The sequence below is a fragment of the Streptomyces sp. PA03-3a genome (genome assembly GCF_033792735.1).
Classification (GTDB): domain Bacteria; phylum Actinomycetota; class Actinomycetes; order Streptomycetales; family Streptomycetaceae; genus Actinacidiphila.
Map to the genome: position 1 here is coordinate 36,390 of NZ_JARAVM010000013.1, position 14,309 is coordinate 50,698.

General features: G+C 73.5%; 17 protein-coding genes. 6 read left to right on the plus strand and 11 right to left on the minus strand.

The window, feature by feature from the left end; translation table 11 throughout:
* Positions 1-47 precede the first annotated feature (47 nt).
* Genes PV342_RS17600 through PV342_RS17610 form a run of 3 tightly spaced genes read right to left on the minus strand, consistent with a single transcriptional unit; the run spans position 48 to position 2,603 of the window.
* On the minus strand, positions 48-1,052 hold the full coding sequence (locus PV342_RS17600) for a zinc-dependent alcohol dehydrogenase family protein (RefSeq protein ID WP_400802180.1): 1,005 nt from the start codon (positions 1,050-1,052) through the stop codon (positions 48-50).
* Positions 937-1,758: a lysoplasmalogenase gene (locus PV342_RS17605; protein ID WP_500317810.1), complete on the minus strand. Its 822-nt coding sequence runs from the start codon at positions 1,756-1,758 to the stop codon at positions 937-939. The genes PV342_RS17600 and PV342_RS17605 overlap by 116 nt, the downstream gene beginning before the upstream one ends.
* On the minus strand, positions 1,755-2,603 hold the full coding sequence (locus PV342_RS17610; RefSeq protein WP_329188598.1) for a sterol desaturase family protein: 849 nt from the start codon (positions 2,601-2,603) through the stop codon (positions 1,755-1,757). The genes PV342_RS17605 and PV342_RS17610 overlap by 4 nt, the downstream gene beginning before the upstream one ends.
* Before the next feature lie 270 nt (positions 2,604-2,873).
* Between PV342_RS17610 and PV342_RS17615 the strand changes: the two genes are divergently transcribed.
* The 5 genes from PV342_RS17615 to PV342_RS17635 all read left to right on the plus strand — a co-directional run bounded on the left by PV342_RS17615 (position 2,874) and on the right by PV342_RS17635 (position 7,735).
* Entirely contained in the window at positions 2,874-3,860 is a 987-nt protein-coding gene (locus tag PV342_RS17615; protein WP_500317812.1) for a DEDDh family exonuclease, read from the plus strand.
* 80 nt (positions 3,861-3,940) lie between these two features.
* Entirely contained in the window at positions 3,941-4,195 is a 255-nt protein-coding gene (locus tag PV342_RS17620) for a metallothionein (RefSeq protein ID WP_089222209.1), read from the plus strand.
* A gap of 90 nt (positions 4,196-4,285) precedes the next feature.
* Positions 4,286-5,116, plus strand: a complete 831-nt coding sequence (locus PV342_RS17625) for an SURF1 family cytochrome oxidase biogenesis protein (protein WP_400801837.1) — start codon at positions 4,286-4,288, stop codon at positions 5,114-5,116.
* Between the two features lie 59 nt (positions 5,117-5,175).
* On the plus strand, positions 5,176-6,969 hold the full coding sequence (locus tag PV342_RS17630) for a glycoside hydrolase family 15 protein (protein ID WP_500317814.1): 1,794 nt from the start codon (positions 5,176-5,178) through the stop codon (positions 6,967-6,969).
* A gap of 4 nt (positions 6,970-6,973) precedes the next feature.
* On the plus strand, positions 6,974-7,735 hold the full coding sequence (locus PV342_RS17635) for an SDR family oxidoreductase (protein ID WP_500317816.1): 762 nt from the start codon (positions 6,974-6,976) through the stop codon (positions 7,733-7,735).
* Between the two features lie 54 nt (positions 7,736-7,789).
* Here PV342_RS17635 and PV342_RS17640 read toward each other — a convergent pair whose 3' ends face one another.
* The 5 genes from PV342_RS17640 to PV342_RS17660 are packed head-to-tail and all read right to left on the minus strand — an operon-like array spanning position 7,790 to position 10,045.
* Positions 7,790-8,359 carry an Asp23/Gls24 family envelope stress response protein gene (locus tag PV342_RS17640; protein ID WP_400801844.1) on the minus strand — a complete coding sequence of 190 codons (570 nt, stop codon included), beginning with the start codon at positions 8,357-8,359 and terminating at the stop codon, positions 7,790-7,792.
* A gap of 6 nt (positions 8,360-8,365) precedes the next feature.
* The gene (locus PV342_RS17645; RefSeq protein ID WP_500317817.1) at positions 8,366-8,950 is read right to left on the minus strand and encodes a DUF6286 domain-containing protein; all 585 of its coding nucleotides are present in this window, start codon (positions 8,948-8,950) and stop codon (positions 8,366-8,368) included.
* Positions 8,947-9,330 carry an Asp23/Gls24 family envelope stress response protein gene (locus PV342_RS17650; RefSeq protein ID WP_386997044.1) on the minus strand — a complete coding sequence of 128 codons (384 nt, stop codon included), beginning with the start codon at positions 9,328-9,330 and terminating at the stop codon, positions 8,947-8,949. The genes PV342_RS17645 and PV342_RS17650 overlap by 4 nt, the downstream gene beginning before the upstream one ends.
* Before the next feature lie 9 nt (positions 9,331-9,339).
* The gene (locus PV342_RS17655) at positions 9,340-9,522 is read right to left on the minus strand and encodes a hypothetical protein (RefSeq protein WP_018560608.1); all 183 of its coding nucleotides are present in this window, start codon (positions 9,520-9,522) and stop codon (positions 9,340-9,342) included.
* Positions 9,523-9,553: 31 nt separating this feature from the next.
* Positions 9,554-10,045: an Asp23/Gls24 family envelope stress response protein gene (locus tag PV342_RS17660; RefSeq protein WP_326577112.1), complete on the minus strand. Its 492-nt coding sequence runs from the start codon at positions 10,043-10,045 to the stop codon at positions 9,554-9,556.
* 157 nt (positions 10,046-10,202) lie between these two features.
* Between PV342_RS17660 and PV342_RS17665 the strand changes: the two genes are divergently transcribed.
* Positions 10,203-10,940, plus strand: a complete 738-nt coding sequence (locus PV342_RS17665) for a hypothetical protein (protein ID WP_400801851.1) — start codon at positions 10,203-10,205, stop codon at positions 10,938-10,940.
* A 29-nt stretch (positions 10,941-10,969) separates the two neighbouring features.
* Here PV342_RS17665 and PV342_RS17670 read toward each other — a convergent pair whose 3' ends face one another.
* The 3 genes from PV342_RS17670 to PV342_RS17680 all read right to left on the minus strand — a co-directional run bounded on the left by PV342_RS17670 (position 10,970) and on the right by PV342_RS17680 (position 14,080).
* Positions 10,970-11,761, minus strand: coding sequence for an enoyl-CoA hydratase/isomerase family protein (locus PV342_RS17670; RefSeq protein WP_400801853.1), 792 nt, complete (start codon positions 11,759-11,761; stop codon positions 10,970-10,972).
* A 121-nt stretch (positions 11,762-11,882) separates the two neighbouring features.
* Positions 11,883-12,104 (minus strand): helix-turn-helix domain-containing protein, encoded by a 222-nt coding sequence (locus PV342_RS17675; RefSeq protein WP_018560612.1) that lies wholly within the window; start codon positions 12,102-12,104, stop codon positions 11,883-11,885.
* A 377-nt stretch (positions 12,105-12,481) separates the two neighbouring features.
* On the minus strand, positions 12,482-14,080 hold the full coding sequence (locus tag PV342_RS17680; protein ID WP_329188587.1) for an ABC-F family ATP-binding cassette domain-containing protein: 1,599 nt from the start codon (positions 14,078-14,080) through the stop codon (positions 12,482-12,484).
* Positions 14,081-14,309: the final 229 nt, after the last annotated feature.

Sequence of the window (14,309 nt, forward strand, 5' to 3'; positions counted from 1 at the left end):
CGTTCCATCTGTTTGAGCCGCTGTCCGGGCCGCTGTCCGGGACGGGGTCAGGCCTTGACGAGGACCTTCAGCGCGATGCGCTCGTCCATCGCCTTGTAGCCGCCCGGGACGCCGTCCAGGCCAACGGTGAGGTCGAAGACCGGGGAGGGGTCGATCGTCCCGTCGAGGATGTCCGGGAGTAGTTCGGGGATGTAGGTGCGCACCGGGGCGACGCCGCCGCGCAGGGAGACGTTGCGGTCGAACATGTCGCTCAGGTCGAGGCCGGTGGCGCTGCCGTGCGGGACGCCGACGTAGCCGACGGCACCTCCGTCGCGCGTGACGGCGACCGCGGTGCGCATCGACTGCTCGGTTCCGACGGCCTCGATGACCGCGTGGGCGCCGTGGCCGCCGGTCAGTTCGCGGACCGCCTCGACGGCCGCCTCGCCGCGCTCGGCGACGACGTCGGTGGCACCGAAGGTACGGGCGATGGCGGTGCGGGCCTCGTGCCGGCCGAGGGCGATGATCCGCTCCGCGCCGAGCCGCCGCGCGGCGAGCACCCCGCACAGGCCGACCGCGCCGTCCCCCACGACCGCGACGGTGGCCCCGGGCCGCACACCGGCGCCGACGGCGGCGTGGTGGCCGGTGCCCAGCACGTCGGAGAGGGTGAGCAGACTCGCCAGCAGGCGGTCGTCGGACAGCGCCTCGGCGGGCAGCCGCACCAGGGTGGCGTCCGCGAACGGGACGCGTACGGCCTCGCCCTGGCCGCCGTCGGAGCCGACCTGGCCCCAGAAACCGCCGGCCGGGCAGGAGGTCGTCAGGCCCTCCGCGCAGTAGTCGCACGTGCCGTCGGACCACACGAAGGGGGAGACGACCAGGTCGCCGGGCCTGAGCCCGGACACCTGGGAGCCGGTCTCCTCGACGACGCCGAGGAACTCGTGCCCGATGCGCTGTCCCGGCTCACGGGCCGACTCGCCACGGTACGCCCACAGGTCGCTGCCGCAGATGCAGGCCAGCACCACGCGCACCACCGCGTCGGTGGGCCGCCGCACCGCCGGGTCCGGCACCTCCTCCACCCGGATGTCGTGGGGGGCGTGGATCACGGTGGCGCGCATACGAAGTCGTCCTCGGCGGTTGTTCGAACGGGGTCGTACCACCGTACCGGCCGGTGGAGAGCAGGAACTGCGCGGCGAGGTAGCCGAGCATGATCCAGAAGTCGGCCGCCGGGAGCTGCGGGAGGTCGGCGAGCCGGGTCGCGAGCAGGGTGTCGGAGAGCAGGAAGAGCGCCCCGCCCACCGCCGTAGCCCGCGGGCCGAGCGCCGCCGCGCCGGCCGCCATCGCCGTCAGCAGCAGGCTGTACGCGGCGACCGGCACGCGCAGCCCGGAGGGCAGACCCGGCCACACCACCACGAGCGCGGCGAGCCACACGACCGCGTAGCCGGCCGCCGTGCGGGCCGCGCGCCGCCGGTCGGCGAAGGCCCCGCCGGCGGTGAAAAGTGTGAGGTAGCAGACGTGCCCGGCCGCGAACGCGCCCATCCCGAGGAGGAAGGACGTGTCCCCGTCGAGCTGCAGCAGCACGTCCCCCGCCCAGCCGCACAGCAGCGCGGCCACCAGCAGCCGGGGGCCGCCGCGCAGCACCGCGCAGGCCGCGAGCAGCGGCACCAGGACGGGCTTGGTGAGGTGGCCGGCCGTCGCGGACCCCGCGAGCTGCGCCGCCAGGTGGGCCGCGGCCACCACCGCGAAGGCCGCCGTCGCCGCGCGGGCGGCGCGCTCGCGCGTCACGCCGCGGGCTCCTCGCCCCGCGGCCGCCAGCCGGGACCGCGCAGGACGTGGCCCGCGCGGTCGCGCCAGGTGCGGGCGGCGGCGACGTCACGGGCGATGGCGGCGTACTCGTGGGTGGCCACCCGCAGCGGGTTGAACGTGGTGATGTTCTTGGTGAGCCCGAACACCGGCCGCTCGCCCTCCGCGGCGAAGGAACCGAACAACCGGTCCCAGACGATCAGGATGCCGCCGAAGTTGCGGTCCAGGTAGCCGCCCTGCGAGGCGTGGTGCACGCGGTGGTGCGAGGGGGTGTTGAGGACGAACTCGACCGGGCGGGGCATCCTGTCGATGCGCTCGGTGTGGATCCAGAACTGGTAGACCAGGCTGAGCGAGGAACAGAACGCCAGTGCCGCAGGGTGCACCCCGCAGGCGATCACCGGCAGGTAGAACACCCATGACGTCATGCCGGTCCAGGGCTGGCGCAGCGCGGTGGAGAGGTTGAACTTCCGGCTGGAGTGGTGCACCACGTGGCTCGCCCAGAGGATGCGGATCACATGGTGACCGCGGTGCTGCCAGTAGTAGAAGAAGTCCTGCGCGAGCAGCATCAGCGGGATCGTCCACCAGTCCACGGGCACCCGGAGCGGGGTGAACTCGTACACGGCGGTGTAGACCACGACGATCGGGATCTTCCAGAGGAAGTCGAAGAACAGGCTGCCGAGTCCCATCGACAGGCTCGTCGCGGTGTCCTTGGCGGCGTACCCGGCGGCGTCCTCGTCGGGATGGATGCGGTAACTGATCAGCTCCACGACGGTGAGCAGCACGAACGCGGGTATGGACCACATCACGGCATCGGGCAGTTGCGGCATGCGCGCACCTTAAGGGCGCCTGGCGGCCACGGCCAGAGGTCGTTACCGATCGGTTCTACCCGGGGGTATCCGAGGAGGTCCGCCGGGCCGGCCGCCGCGGCGGTGCGCGAGCCCGACCGGAGCCGTACGGCGGGTGGTTGACCGGCCGGACCGAAGCGTCACACGCCCGCCGCAGCGCCCCCGGACGGACCGCCCACGGGGGCATCCGACGGTGCGCCAGGGGCGGGTGGCGGCGGGGACTGTCGGTGGCCGCCCGTATTGTGTTCCTCCATGCACGCGCCCCAGCTTCCGCAACCGTCGTGGCCAGAGGCCTACCCCGACGGATACGCCGTCGTGGACGTCGAGACCACCGGCCTCGGCCGCGACGACCGGATAGTGTCCGCGGCCGTCTACCGGCTGGACGCGCACGGCGAGGTGCAGGACCACTGGTACACCCCCGTCAACCCGCAGCGGGACCCGGGCCCGGTGTGGATCCACGGCCTCACCTCGGACATGCTGGCGGACGCCCCGCTCTTCGGCGAGGTCGCCGCAGAGCTGGCGGACCGGCTGTCGGGCCGGGTGTTCGTCGCCCACAACGCGGTCTTCGACTGGTCCATGCTGGCCCGGGAGTTCGCGCGGGCGGGCACCGTGGCGCCCGTGGAGCACCGGCTGTGCACCATCGTGCTCTCCAAGGCGCTGGCGCTGCCGCTGGCCAACCACAAGCTGGAGTCCCTGGCCGCGCACTTCGGCGTGGTCCAGCAGCGCGCCCACCACGCCTTGGACGACGCCCGCGTGCTGGCGGAGGTGTTCCGTCCCAGTCTGCGGCAAGCCGCGGCGGGCGGACTCCGGCTGCCGCTGCACGCCTGCCGTCCGCTGACGGAGTGGATCGACACGGCCGTCCCCGGGCAGTCGGCCTCCGCGGGCTACCGCAACACCTACCGGCCGATGAGCTGGCGGCCCGCGCGGAGGCGGCCGCCCTGCCCCTACCCCAACCCGGGGCGGCTGGAGTCCGGGGGACCACTGGTCCAGGGAATGCGGGTCGCCTTTTCGGGCGACACGAGCATCGACCGCGAACTGCTGGAGGACCGCGCCACCGAGGCGGGTCTGCACGTGTCGTCCTCGGTGAGCCGGCTGACCAGCCTCCTGGTGACCAACGACCCGGACTCGCTCACCACGAAGACCGTACGGGCCCGGCAGCTCGGCACCCCGGTGGTCGGCGAGCGCCGCTTCGCCGACCTGCTGGGCGACGTCGCCCCCGCGCCCGACGTGCACGGCTGACACCGCCGTTCGAGTGGTGCGCCCGCGACGCACCCGGTCACCGATTGCCGCGCCGGGGCCCGGACCGCACCCTGGGCCTCATGGCCCGATGCGAAGTATGCGGAAACGACTATGTGATGAGCTTCGAAGTGCACGCCCAGGGGGCCGTGCACGTCTTCGACAGCTTCGAGTGCGCCATCCACCGGATGGCCCCGATCTGCGAGCACTGCCGGGTACGGATCGTCGGCCACGGGGTCGAGGTCGACGGCCACTGGTACTGCGGCGGCCACTGCTCGAAGGCCGAGGGCCGCAGCGGCATCATCGACCGGGTCGGCTCGCTGCCCGGCGGCGGCTGACCCCCGGCGGGCGCTGATCCCGGCGGGTGCGCGGCGGCGCCGCCCGACCCCTCCGCGGAGCGCCCCGCGACCGAGTTGTACGGTCGTGGGGTGTACCGCTTCCTGTTGTCCCGGCAGTGGGTGATCCTCACCCTCATCGCACTGCTCCTGATGCCCACCATGGTCGAGCTGGGCTTCTGGCAGATGCACCGCCACGAGCGCCGGGTGGCCAGCAACCACCTGATCGCGGACAACCTCGGGGCGAAGCCCGCCCCGGTGGAGTCGCTGACCGCCCCCGGCGCGGCCGTGCCGAAGCGGGAGGTCTACCGCACCGTCACCGCGACCGGGCGCTACGACACCGCCCACGAGGTCGTCGCCCGCCAGCGCACCGCCGCCGACGGCGACAGCATCGGCTACCACGTGATCACCCCGCTGGTCTTGGCCGACGGGCGGTCGGTGCTGGTCAACCGGGGCTGGATCCCTGCCGGTACCGATCTGACGAAGCTCCCGAAGGTCCCCGCGGCCCCGTCCGGCGACGTCACCGTCACCGGCCGGCTGCGCCCGGACGAGACGACGGCGGCGACCGGCATCCGGAACAAGGGCGGGCTGCCCGACCGCATGATCATGCTGATCAACAGCGCCCTGGTGGCCGAGGAGCTGCCCGCGGCGGAGCGGCCGGTCGGCGGTTACATCGAGCTGGAGACAACCTCTCCCAAGCCCTCCGGGCGGCAGCCCGAGCTGATCCCGGACCCCGACCACAGCAGCATCGGCATGCATATGGGGTACGCGATCCAGTGGTGGCTCTTCACCGCCATGGTGCCGGTCGGCTGGGTCATCCTCGTCCGCCGGGAGCGTCGGGAGCGGCTCGCCGCCCGCGACGCGGCGGCGCGGGAGGCGGGCGGTACGGCCGAGCCGGTCGCCGCTGCGGTCGCGTCGCCCTAGCGCCGGGGGCACCCTCGTAGAGCAGGGACCCTCGTAAGAGGGAGAGACGGAGGCCGACCGTGGCGGCACTGATCGAGGACTACGCGATCATCGGCGACCTGCAGACCGTCGCGCTGGTCTCCAGGAGCGGCTCCATCGACTGGCTCTGCCTGCCGCGCTTCGACTCCTCCGCCTGCTTCGCCGCGCTGCTGGGCGACGAGGACAACGGCAACTGGCGGATCGCCCCGGCCGCGGCCCGGCACGGGGAGCCCTGCACGCACCGCTCGTACCGCGACGGCACCCTGGTGCTGGAGAGCGTGTGGGAGACTCGCGACGGCACCGCCAAGGTGATCGACTTCATGCCGCAGCGCGATCGCGCGCCGGACGTCATGCGCATCGTCGAGGGCGTACGCGGGCGCGTGGCGATGGCCAGCGAGCTGCGGCTGCGCTTCGACTACGGGCGGGTCGTCCCCTGGATGCGCCGCACCGACGGCCACCGCGTCGCGATCGCGGGGCCGGACTCGGTGTGGCTGCGCTCCCTACCCCAGGTGCCCATGTACGGCAAGGGCTTCGCGACCCACGCGGACTTCGCCGTCGCCGAGGGCGAGCGGATCGCCTTCGTCCTGACCTGGCACCCCTCGCACGAGAGCCGGCCACGCCTGATCGACCCCTTCCGGGCACTGGAGCAGAGCTGCGCGGACTGGGAGTCCTGGTCGGCCAAGTGCCGCTACGCCGGTCCCTGGCGGGACGCGGTGCTGCGCTCGCTGATCACCCTCAAGGCGCTCACGTACGCGCCCAGCGGCGGCATCGTCGCGGCCGCCACCTCCTCGCTGCCGGAGGAGATCCGCGGGGTGCGGAACTGGGACTACCGCTTCTGCTGGCTCCGCGACGCGACGCTCACCCTGAACGTGCTGGTCGAGACCGGCTATCTCAAGGAGGCCTACCACTGGCGCGACTGGCTGCTGCGCGCCGTCGCCGGCGACCCGGCCGACCTCCAGATCATGTACGGGCTGGCGGGCGAGCGCCGGCTGCCCGAGGAGGAGCTGGACTGGCTGGCCGGGTACGAGGCGTCCCTGCCAGTGCGGACCGGCAACGCCGCCGCCAAGCAGCTCCAGCTCGACGTCTACGGCGAGGTCCTCGACTCGCTGTTCCTGGCCCGCAGCTTCGGGCTGCGCGACGAACCGCACGCCTGGGCGGTGCAGCGCACACTGATGGACTTCCTGGAGAGCAAGTGGCGCGAGCCCGACGAGGGCCTGTGGGAGGTGCGCGGCGACCGGCAGCACTTCGTGCACTCCAAGGTGATGGCCTGGGCGGCCGCCGACCGGGCGGTGCGCACCCTGGAGGGCCTGCCGCATCTGTCCGGCGACGCGGACTCCTGGCGGGCGATGCGCAGCGAGGTGCACCGCGAGGTGTGCCGCAAGGGCTTCGACCGGGAGCGCAACACCTTCACGCAGTACTACGGCTCCAAGGAACTGGACGCGGCGACCCTGCTCATCCCGCAGGTCGGCTTCCTGCCCGTCACCGACAGCCGGGTGGTCGGCACGGTGGACGCGGTGCGCCGCGAACTGGACCACGGCGGCTTCGTCCGCCGCTACACCCTGGAGGACAGCAGCGTGGACGGGCTGCCCGGCGGTGAAGGCGCCTTCCTGGCCTGCTCGTTCTGGCTCGCCGACGCGCTGCACCGCATCGGCCGCACCGACGAGGCACGCGCCCTGTTCGAACGGCTGCTGGGCCTGCGCAACGACGTCGGTCTGCTGGCGGAGGAGTGGGACCCGGTCGAGCGGCGCCAACTGGGCAACTTCCCTCAGGCGTTCAGCCACATCGGACTCGTCAACACCGCGCTCACGCTCTCCGGCCGCGACCGGGCACGATAAGGCCATGGATCTCGGGCTGAGGGACAGGGTGTACGTCGTCACGGGCGCGACCCGCGGGCTGGGCTTCGCCGCCGCGCGGGAACTGGCGGCCGACGGCGCACGGGTGGTCGTCGGCGGCCGCCGCAAGGAGTCGGTCGCCGCCGCCGTCGCGGCGCTGGGCGGCGCCGAGCGGGCCACCGGCGTCGTCGCCGACAACGCCGAACCGCAGGCTCCGGAGCGGCTGATCGCCGCCGCCCGCAGGGCGTTCGGCAGGCTCGACGGCCTCCTCGTCAGCGTGGGCGGCCCGCCGGCGGGCGGCACCGACGTCATCGGCGACGACCAGTGGCGGGACGCGTTCGAGTCCGTCTTCCTCGGGGCCGTACGACTGTCCCGGGCGGCCGCCGACGAACTCGGCGAGGGCGGCGTCATCGGCTTCGTGCTCTCCGGCTCGGTGCACGAACCGATCCCCGGGCTCGTGGTCTCCAACGGCCTGCGGCCGGGCCTGGCGGGATACGCCAAGAGCCTGGCCGACGAGCTGGGGCCGCGCGGCATCCGCGTGGTGGGGCTGCTGCCCTCCCGGATCGACACCGACCGCGTCCGTGAGCTCGACGCCCTCACCGGCGACGCGGAGGCCGCCCGCGCCCGCCTCAGCGAGCGCATCCCGCTGCGCCGCTACGGCACCCCGGAGGAGTTCGGCCGCGCCGCCGCCTTCCTGATGTCACCCGCGGCGTCCTATCTGACGGGGATCATGCTTCCGGTGGACGGCGGGGCGCGCGGCGGCTTCTAGAGCCTCCCATCCCCCTCAGGACCCGGTCGCCGAGGAGGTCCGGCCCCGGCGCGGTCAGCTGACGCGGGCCGCGCGGTGGCTGACGGCGCGCAGCCGGGCCTCGGCGGGGAGCAGGGGCAGGCCGGTGCTGACGCGGGCGCGGTCCAGGACCGCGGAGTCGAGTTCGGCGAGGACGTCGCCGGGGACGGCGTTCGGCGACAGGGCGAGCTGCAGCCGGGCACGGGGCGCGGTGGGCGTGCCCATGAGCGCGGTGGTGGCGTGGTCGACGCCGTGCAGCTGCTCGGCGTCGGCGGCGATGATCTCCTCCAGGGCGCGCCCGCGCAGCAGCGCCGTGCCGTCGTCGGCGGCGTCCACCGCGAGCCGGCGCAGCCTGCGGTCGCGCACCTGGGCGAGCAGCCACCACAGGGCGCACAGCACGACCAGGGTCAGCACGCCGATCATGACGGGCCACCACCAGGAGGTGTCCTCGTAACGGGTCCGGTCGCCCGCACTGAGCAGCACGTCGTCCCGGCCGGTGTACGGGTGGTGCAGCAGACCCGTCGCGGAGCACAGCACGACGGCGCCGGCCAGCACCAGGACCAGCCCGGTGAGCACGAGGACGACGCGATTGACGGTGGCGCGCACCGCGCCTCACCCCTCTCCCATACGGCGGACGTGCAGCGCGAGGCCCAGCGGCCGGGCCAGGCCCAGCTGTTCCATGGCCTCGGCCAGGGCGGCGGCGAGATCGGCGCGGACCGCCTCCGTCTCCCGGAAGGCGACCACGGCGCGCACCGTGGCGGTGCGGCGGGTGACGGTGACGCGCGCCGATCGCACCCCGGAGACCTCCACCGCGCGGTCGCGCAGGGTGAGTTCGGCGGCGTGGCGGTCGAGCCCGGCCCGTACGGGGGCCGTTCCCTCGCGCATGGCGAGCACGTCGCGGAGCCCGGGGGTGACGGCGAGGACGAGCAGCCACAGCCCGAGCACGACCGCCACGCAGGCCACGGTGAGGATCCACGGGTCGTCCAGCGGGCGGGTGGCCAGTTGGTCGGCGAGGTTGCGGCGCCAGGCCATCCCGGGCCGGCCGGCACGTACCGCGGCGATGTCGTAGAGCAGCAGTCCGGCCACGACGGCCAGCAGGGCGGCGGTGATCGCGGCGGGGAGGCGGCGCGGGGACCAGAAGCGCCGCGGGCGGGAACGGGGGCGCGGCGGGAGGGGCGACGGGCCGAGTCCGCTCACCGGACCCTCGCCTCCTCCACGATGTGGCTGGCCCGCGAGTGCAGGCGTTCGACCTCGACGGTCACCCCGAGGACCGTGAAACCGGTCGACTCCTCGACGCGGGAGGCGACATGGCGGCGCACCGACCGGCACACCCCGGCGATGTCCACCGGGTAGCCGAGTTCGACGGAGAGCCTGACGTACACCTGCTCGCGGACGGCGGAGACGCTCGCCTGGGGACGCGCGCCGCGCGGCACGTACTCCCGGCCGGGGGCGTCGGCGAGGGCCTCGCGGGCCGCCTGGGAGGCGATCTTCGCCAGCACGCGGTCGGCGAGGCGGAGCGAGCCGCGCTCTTCGGGGACGAGGGGCTGGACGGGGGAGTTCGGCGCCGTGGCCGTCATCTGCGTGGCTCACCGCCTCCGGTCACGACTGCGGAAGAACTCCCCGGGCTCCAGGTCGCCGTCGAGGAACCGGCCGACCACGAACCCCACGGCGCCAAGTGCCGCCACCAGCAGGAAGGCCGCGAACCCGCCGAAGTACCCGGCGAATCCGAGCGCCATCCCGACGATCAAGCCGAGCACGGCCATGCTCATCGTCCGCTCCCTGTTTCCCTCCCGGGGCCCGTCACTGGACCCGCTGCTCCTGGTCGTCGTCGTCCGTGTCGTCAGGGAGCTTGACGTCGCCCACCGCGATGTTGACCTCGATGACCTCGAGCCCGGTCATCCGCTCCACGGCCGCGATGACGTTCTCGCGCACCCCGTGGGCGACCGCCACGATCGAGACCCCGTAGTCCACCACGATGTCCAGGTCGAGGGCCGCCTGCACCTCGCCCACCTCGGCCCGCACCCCCCGGGTCACCGACCTGCCGCCGGGCACCCGGTCGCGGACCGCGCCGAAGCCGCGCGAGACACCGGAGCCGAGGGCGTGCACGCCCTCCACGTCGCGGGCCGCGAGCCCGGCGATCTTCTCGACCACGCCGTCCGCGATGGTGGTCCGCCCGCGCGTCGCGGGATCGCCCAGGGGCGCCCGCCGACCTGACGTGCCGTTGCCGGCCGGGCTGGTCCCCTTCTCCAGGGTCCGGCCCCGCTCCTCCGGCTGCTGAGCGGTCTCGGTCATCGCACCTCGTCCCTTCGGGTTTCCGACGGCGGGAGCGGTACGGGCTGCTCCGTGCACCACACTATGTGGGCATGCCCCGTCGCGCCGTGAGGATGCAGCGATCAGGGCCACGATGGCGGCGCGCGCGGACGCGCGCGCCGGAGGGAGGCGACGGCCGATGAGCGCGGACCGGCTGGCTCGAGCGGTGCGCCGGCAACTCGGGCTGGGCCGGGTGCTCCCGCTCGGCGGGCCCGGGGACACGGTGTGGGTCACCGAGCGGGCGGCGGCCGGCGTACTGCGCGCGGCGGCCGGCGCGGTGCCCGGGATCCGCCTGGGCGCGCTGCGCATCGGCACGGCGGACGGGCCCGGCGGAGCGGATGGGCCGGATGGTCCGGGCGGCTCGGACGGCTCGGGCGGCTCGGGCGGCGAGCCGGGTGACGCGGCCGGGCTGCCGGCGGAGTCGGCGCCGTCCGGGGCGCTGCCCAGGCGGCCGCTGCGCGTGGAGGCGGGCTTCGAGGCCACCCCGGAACGCCCGTTGCCCGACTCGGCCGGACGGCTGCGCGACGCGCTGTGGCGGGCGGCGACCGAGGACGTGGGTCTGGAGACGGAGGCGGTCGACCTGACCGTCACCGGACTGCTGGAGGAGGGCGGCGCCCGGGTGGCGCTCCCCACCGAGCCCGTCGACCCGCCGGAGGGCGGACGGACCACCACCACCGCGGGCCGCGCCGCGGCGGCGGTGCCCGGGGTAGCCGGGCTGACCTCCCGGCTCGGCGGACAGCGCCATCCGTCCCAGGTGCAGATCGCCGTGGACGCCGGCCACCGCGCCCTGGACGTCGGACGGGCCGTGGCCATGGCGGTGACGGCCGTGACGCAGGACGTCACGACCGTCGTGGTCACCGACATCGCCGGGCACTGAGGCCATGGACCAGGGGCCCGGCGCCGCCGCTACTCCCCCACGCCCGCCAGGTCCCGCAGCCGGCGGCCCTGCGCGGCGCGCTCGGCCACGCGCTGTTCCTCGTACGTACGGCCCGAGGCCTCGCGCAGCAGGGCCTTGGTCTCGATCACCGCGTCGCGCGGCGCGGCCAGCAGAGCGCCCGCCAGGTCCTTGACAGTGGCGTCCAGTTCGGCCGCCGGGACGGCGACGTTGGCCAGGCCGACGGCGCAGGCCTCCTCCGCGTCGACGAAGCGGCCCGTGGCGCAGATCTCCAGCGCCCGGGCGTAGCCGACCAGTTCGGTCAGCGGCTTGGTTCCGGCGAGGTCGGGGACCAGGCCCAGGCTGGTCTCGCGCATGGCGAACTGCACGTCGTCGGCGACGACGCGCAGGTCGCAGGCGAGGGCCAACTGGAAGCCCGCCCCGATGGCGTGCCCCTGCACGGCGGCGATGGTGACGACGTCGTTCCGCCGCCACCAGGTGAACGCCGCCTGGTACTCGGCGATCGTCGCGTCGAGTTCGCCCCCGGGAGCCCGCGCGAGATCGACGAACGACGGCTCGCCGTCGAATCCCTCGGGCGTGAAGGCCTGCCGGTCCAGCCCCGCGGAGAAGGACACGCCCTCCGCGCGCAGCACGACGACCCGAACGCTGCCCGGAAGCAGCCGGCCGGCCTCGACCAGCGCCCGCCACAGGGCGGGCGACTGGGCGTTGCGCTTGGCCGCGTTGCAGAGCGTGACGGTGGCGACGGAATCCTCCGTCACGAGTCGGACGCCGTCGCGTTCCAGCAGCACAGTGGGGTCGGACATCGGGCACCTCCTGGCGATCCGCAGTCTGGATTACCGAAGAGTAACCACCCGGTCGGCCGTCCCCGCGACCGGGTGGTCCCGCCACGCCTCCGGGCCGCCGCGCTAGGCGCCCGGCCGTGTGTCAGGCCGTGGAAACCTTCTTGCCCCGTGTCGCTCCGCCGCGACCGCGCAGGGTCACGCCGGACTCACTGAGCATCCGGTGGACGAAGCCGTACGAGCGGCCGGTCTCCTCGGCCAGCGCCCGGATGCTTGCTCCACCGTCGTACTTCTTCTTGAGGTCTGCCGCGAGCTTCTCGCGCGCGGCGCCGGTCACCCGGCTGCCCTTCTTCAGAGTCTCGGCCACCCGTGCCTCCTCTAGGGAAGTGCGCTCTGTGACTCTCATGATCACCCCTAGGAGACTTCCTGGCCACCCATTCGGCAAGGTCCGTGCGACAACATTTGGCGCCCTGTTGACGCGGACACCCGGCGCCGGACGGGTGGAATCCGGCATTCCGCACAGCCTTCCCCGGCTCCCTCCGGAGCGCGGCGGAGAAAGGGCAGGTCACCTGGGCCGGTAAGGAGTTTCCCCATGTGACGCGGCTGATCCATCCGTACGTCCGGTATTTCGCACGTTCCCGCGCCGGAGTACGAGCCGGTCTCACACAGATGAAGGATCACCCGTCGGCCGAATGATCCAGTGGAGTGATCCACACGGATGATCGGCCGCGGGCCCCGGAAGGATCAGGCGAGCGCGACGAGGTCGGCGTAGTCCTGGCCCCACAGGTCCTCGACGCCGTCGGGCAGCAGGATGATCCGCTCGGGCTGCAGCGCCTCCACCGCGCCCTCGTCGTGGGTGACGAGGACGACAGCGCCCGAGAAGGTGCGCAGCGCGCCGAGGATCTCCTCGCGGCTTGCCGGGTCGAGGTTGTTGGTGGGCTCGTCGAGCAGCAGCACATTGGCGCTGGAGACGACCAGGGTGGCCAGCGCGAGCCGGGTCTTCTCACCGCCGGAGAGCACGCCGGCGGGCTTGTCGACGTCGTCGCCGGAGAAGAGGAACGAGCCGAGGATCTTGCGGATGGCGACCAGGTCCATGTCCGGCGCCGCCGAGCGCATGTTCTCCAGGACCGTCCGGTCGGCGTCGAGGGTCTCGTGCTCCTGGGCGTAGTAGCCGAGCTTGAGGCCGTGGCCCGGGACGACCTCGCCGGTGTCCGGCTGCTCCACCCCCGCCAGCAGCCGCAGCAGGGTGGTCTTGCCGGCGCCGTTGAGGCCCAGGATGACGACCCGGGAGCCCCTGTCGATGGCCAGGTCGACGTCGGTGAAGATCTCCAGCGAGCCGTACGACTTCGACAGCCCCTCGGCCGTCAGCGGGGTCTTGCCGCAGGGCGCGGGGTCCGGGAAGCGCAGCTTGGCGACCTTGTCGGACTGCCGCACCGCCTCCAGCCCGGACAGCAGCTTGTCGGCGCGGCGGGCCATGTTCTGGGCGGCGACGGTCTTGGTGGCCTTGGCGCGCATCTTGTCGGCCTGGGCGTTGAGGGTCGCGGCCTTCTTCTCGGCGTTGGCGCGCTCGCGCTTGCGGCGCTTCTCGTCGGCCTCGCGCTGGGTGAGGTACTGCTTCCAGCCCATGTTGTAGACGTCGATCTGGGAGCGGTTGGCGTCCAGGTAGAAGACCTTGTTGACGACCGTCTCGACCAGGTTGATGTCGTGGGAGATGACGATGAAGCCGCCGCGGTAGGTCTTGAGGAAGTCCCGCAGCCACACAATGGAGTCGGCGTCGAGGTGGTTGGTCGGCTCGTCCAGCAGCAGGGTGTCGGCGTCCGAGAAGAGGATGCGCGCCAGCTCGACGCGGCGGCGCTGACCACCGGAGAGGGTGTGCAGCGGCTGGGCGAGCACGCGGTCCGGCAGGCCCAGGGCGGCGGCGATGGTGGCGGCCTCGGCCTCGGCGGCGTAACCGCCCTTGGTGAGGAACTCGGTCTCCAGGCGGGCGTACTTCTTCATCGCGTTGTCGCGGGTGGCGCCCTTGCCGTTGGCCATCCGGTCCTCGTTCTCGCGCATCTTGCGCAGGACGGTGTCCAGGCCGCGGGCGGACAGGATGCGGTCGCGGGCCAGGACGTCGAGGTCGCCGGTGCGCGGGTCCTGGGGCAGATAACCGACCTCACCGGAGCGCGTCACGGTGCCGGCGGCGGGCAGGCCCTCGCCCGCGAGCACCTTGGTGAGGGTGGTCTTGCCGGCGCCGTTGCGGCCGACCAGGCCGACGCGGTCGCCGCGGGCGATGCGGAAGGAGGCGGACTCGATGAGGACGCGGGCTCCGGCGCGCAGCTCGATGCCGGTGGCAGTAATCACGGGAAGAAGCTCCTGGGAGTGTCGGACGGCAGTCGGGCGTGGATGCGCGGTGGTCGCGGTCGGACGCCGTCTAATGCGTGAGGATCACTGCCATGTCTCCAGTCTACCGGGGGCGGCACGGGTGCCCGGCAAGCGGTTTTCGGGCGGGCCGGGGCGGGTCCGCCCGGCCGGTCACGACGGCGGCTGCGACGGCGGCTTCGACGGCGGCCGCGACGGGCCGGGCGGGACG

Bases quoted from the DNA above. Each gene is read 5' to 3' on its own strand.
- PV342_RS17610 (WP_329188598.1), bottom strand. From the start codon at position 2,603: ATGCCGCAACTGCCCGATGCCGTGATGTGGTCCATACCCGCGTTCGTG.
- PV342_RS17615 (WP_500317812.1), top strand. From the start codon at position 2,874: ATGCACGCGCCCCAGCTTCCGCAACCGTCGTGGCCAGAGGCCTACCCC.
- PV342_RS17620 (WP_089222209.1), top strand. From the start codon at position 3,941: ATGGCCCGATGCGAAGTATGCGGAAACGACTATGTGATGAGCTTCGAA.
- PV342_RS17635 (WP_500317816.1), top strand. From the start codon at position 6,974: ATGGATCTCGGGCTGAGGGACAGGGTGTACGTCGTCACGGGCGCGACC.
- PV342_RS17650 (WP_386997044.1), bottom strand. From the start codon at position 9,330: ATGACGGCCACGGCGCCGAACTCCCCCGTCCAGCCCCTCGTCCCCGAA.
- PV342_RS17655 (WP_018560608.1), bottom strand. From the start codon at position 9,522: ATGAGCATGGCCGTGCTCGGCTTGATCGTCGGGATGGCGCTCGGATTC.
- PV342_RS17660 (WP_326577112.1), bottom strand. From the start codon at position 10,045: ATGACCGAGACCGCTCAGCAGCCGGAGGAGCGGGGCCGGACCCTGGAG.
- PV342_RS17665 (WP_400801851.1), top strand. From the start codon at position 10,203: ATGAGCGCGGACCGGCTGGCTCGAGCGGTGCGCCGGCAACTCGGGCTG.
- PV342_RS17670 (WP_400801853.1), bottom strand. From the start codon at position 11,761: ATGTCCGACCCCACTGTGCTGCTGGAACGCGACGGCGTCCGACTCGTG.